Below are 2857 nucleotides of genomic sequence, written 5' to 3'. Positions count from 1 at the left end.
CGATCGTATTGTGCAATTCCCATAAATAAATGTAATTTTCCCCAACCTTCCGGTTGAGTATTTTGGGAAACATACTTCAAAGCTTCTTGATAGCTTGCTATTTGTCCGTCATATCCGCGCTGATTTAAAGATGGGTTTTGTTTGGCGATCGCACTCATGGAAGCAAGCAGAGGATCGTGGGTAACTGAAGTTGCGACCGCATTACCTCGGTTAATCCAAGTTTGATAAAGGTCAGGCTTAATGGCAAGGGTACGATCGAAACTGGCGATCGCTTCCTCATAGCGTCCTAAATCCTTCAAAACAATGCCTCGATTGTTCCAGCTTTCGTAGTAGTCAGATTTGATTTCAATAGCGCGATCGTAACTGGCGATCGCTTCTTCTAATCTTCCTAAATTAGACAACGCGATGCCTCGGTTGTACCAAACTTCGTGGAGGTCTGGTTTGATGACAATAGCGCGATCGTAACTGGCGATCGCATCTTCATATCTTCCTAAAGTAAACAGCGAAAATCCTCGGCTGTACCAAACTTCGTACTGGTCTGGTTTAATTTCAATAGCGCGATCGAAACTGGCGATCGCATCTTCATATCGTCCTAATTCAAACAGCGGCAATCCTCGATTGTACCAAACTTCGTGACGATCGGGTTTGATTGCCACAGCGCGATCGAAACTAGCTAGCGCCTCTTGATATTGTCCTAAATACCTTTGTGCTTCACCGCGATTGTACCAAGCTTCGTAGTTGTCCGGTTTAATTTCAACAACGCGATCGAAACTGGCAATCGCGCCTGCAAAATCGCTCGATCGCAATTCGTGAAGACCTTGGTTAAACCAAAATTCTGCATCTTCATCCGCATCTGGATTTGCATTTGCATTTGCATTTGCATCTTCTACATTATTATCTGTAGTCGATTGACTTTCGACGCTGCCATGATTAATCATGGCTTCAATAATAGCTTGCGGATCGGCTGACGGAACATCAAATATTTCCGCCATTTGCGCTGCTAAATCCGCATCCTGCTGCAAAAGCTGCCATAAGCGATCGATCGTAATTGGTTGGTTTTCATCCCAAGTTTCATCCTCTCCATTAACGGGAAAGAAAGAAACAGAATTCTCAGCAACTGTCAGCGGAGAATCAGGATTTATTTGCATTTGCTGTAGTGGTTGTTGAATATCTAAACCTTCCAACAAATTGCTACCAATTTCACCGGCGACTTCTCCCAATTCGCCACAACCAATATCCGCCAGCTGAAGCATCCGGATTGCCAATTCCTGATGACTTGCGGGTGACGCCAGCAATCTTTCACCGAAACCGCGCAACCACGTCACCCATTGTTCTTCAGTCGTGCGTCCTTCCAAGTCTGCCACAAATTTCAATACTCGTTGCTGCTGCCAACCGTGCGATACTCCTTCCAGCAACTGCATAAAGAGAAATTCGTAATCGGCATTTTCGAGAGATTTAGGCGCTTCTACCTGCCTCTGTTCCGCTGTTGAAGACAGATACGATCGTTTTCCAGATGCTGTTCGATATCGCTGGGTGGAAGTTTCCCATCCAAACAAACGCCGAAAGAACCGAACGATTTTTTGCCAAATTCGCCTAAACATCAATGACCCTCTTGAATTCGCTTGTGCGATTTAACTGACGCTGGGGACTAGAATCTGTCCGGTATAATCTTTTTGATTGTAGCTTTCGACGATATTTTGCGCGATCGCACTTGCCTTTCCACTTTCCACCAAAGCGACGCAAGCACCCCCAAAACCAGCACCAGTAAGGCGTGCGCCAAATACTCCCGGAGTTTCTTGCAGCATCGCCACCAAGGTATCGAGTGCGGGGACAGAAACTTCGTAATCATCGCGCAAACTAACGTGAGAAGCATTCATCAATTCGCCAAAACGTTTCGCAGATACACCTTGAATTGCTTCCAGCACTCTGTTATCTTCAGTGACGACGTGACGTGCGCGACGCCGCAAAGGTTCGGGTAATACTTCCACCGCTTGCGGGTCGGTAATATCTCTGAGTGCTTTTACTCCCAATTGTCGCGCCGCTTCTTCGCATTCCGCACGTCTTTGGTTGTAACCGCTTGCTGCTAAAGTTCGAGGTACGCCGCTATCGATAACGACAATTTCTGCGCCTGTGGGGAAAGGAAGAATTTGGCGATCGAGCGTCCGCGTATCTAAAAATAGCATATGTTCGCTATCGGCTAGACTCGACGCCATTTGATCCATAATCCCGCAATTCACACCGGCATAATGAATTTCTGCCTGCTGTGCGATTTCGGCAATGCGAACATCATCAAGCGGAAGATTGAGGAGTAATTTTATTCCCCGCAACGTGCTAACTTCCAACGCCGCACTGCTAGACAAACCCGAACCCATCGGTACGGAAGATGTCACGTAAAGATGCAGCGGCGGTATTTTATATCCTTCTTTTTCTAAGAGTTGAATACAGCCAAAAATATAGCTAGCGAACCCTTCTGGCGTAGCATCACCGTTGTCAACGCTGACTTTCTCATCCAATTCTGCCGAATAAAAATGATGTCGATCGTCATTGCTAAAACCCAACTGCACCGTAGTTTTTTGGGGAATGGCAGTAGGTAACACAAACCCATCATTGTAGTCCGTGTGTTCGCCGAGTAAATTCACTCTTCCGGGTGCGCTGACTTCTATTTCTGGTGCTTTACCAAACACTTCTTGAAAATTTTTCATACTTTATTATCCATCTGCGTTCATCTGCGTTCATCTGCGGTAAAAAAAATCTTCATGTCTGCACCCCAAATTCCTCTGGATCGACATCCCAATTCACCCAGCGAATTGCCTCCCGCGCCGACTTTACATCGGGAGGAACTCGCAATACATGAATG

At 46.2% G+C, this 2857-nt stretch carries 2 protein-coding genes and 1 pseudogene; all 3 read right to left on the bottom strand.

Annotated features, from left to right (window positions below; genetic code table 11):
* On the bottom strand, nt 1–1601 hold a 1601-nt coding region (locus tag H6S82_RS27375; RefSeq protein ID WP_191057041.1), incomplete at its 3' end, for a tetratricopeptide repeat protein.
* Between the two features lie 30 nt (nt 1602–1631).
* Nucleotides 1632–2702 (bottom strand): galactokinase, encoded by a 1071-nt coding sequence (gene galK / locus H6S82_RS27370; RefSeq protein ID WP_190466897.1) that lies wholly within the window; start codon nt 2700–2702, stop codon nt 1632–1634.
* 52 nt (nt 2703–2754) lie between these two features.
* Nucleotides 2755–2857 (bottom strand): annotated as a pseudogene (locus tag H6S82_RS33760) (response regulator); the annotation flags it as partial.

Origin of the sequence: Planktothrix sp. FACHB-1355 (genome assembly GCF_014748295.1) — a bacterium.
Taxonomy (GTDB): Bacteria; Cyanobacteriota; Cyanobacteriia; order Cyanobacteriales; family Aerosakkonemataceae; genus Aerosakkonema; species Aerosakkonema funiforme_A.
Note: the sequence above shows the minus strand (reverse complement) of the source record. Positions and strands in the feature narration are given on the sequence as shown.

Coding starts and splice junctions, on each gene's coding strand:
- galK (WP_190466897.1), bottom strand. CDS start 2,702: ATGAAAAATTTTCAAGAAGTGTTTGGTAAAGCACCAGAAATAGAAGTC.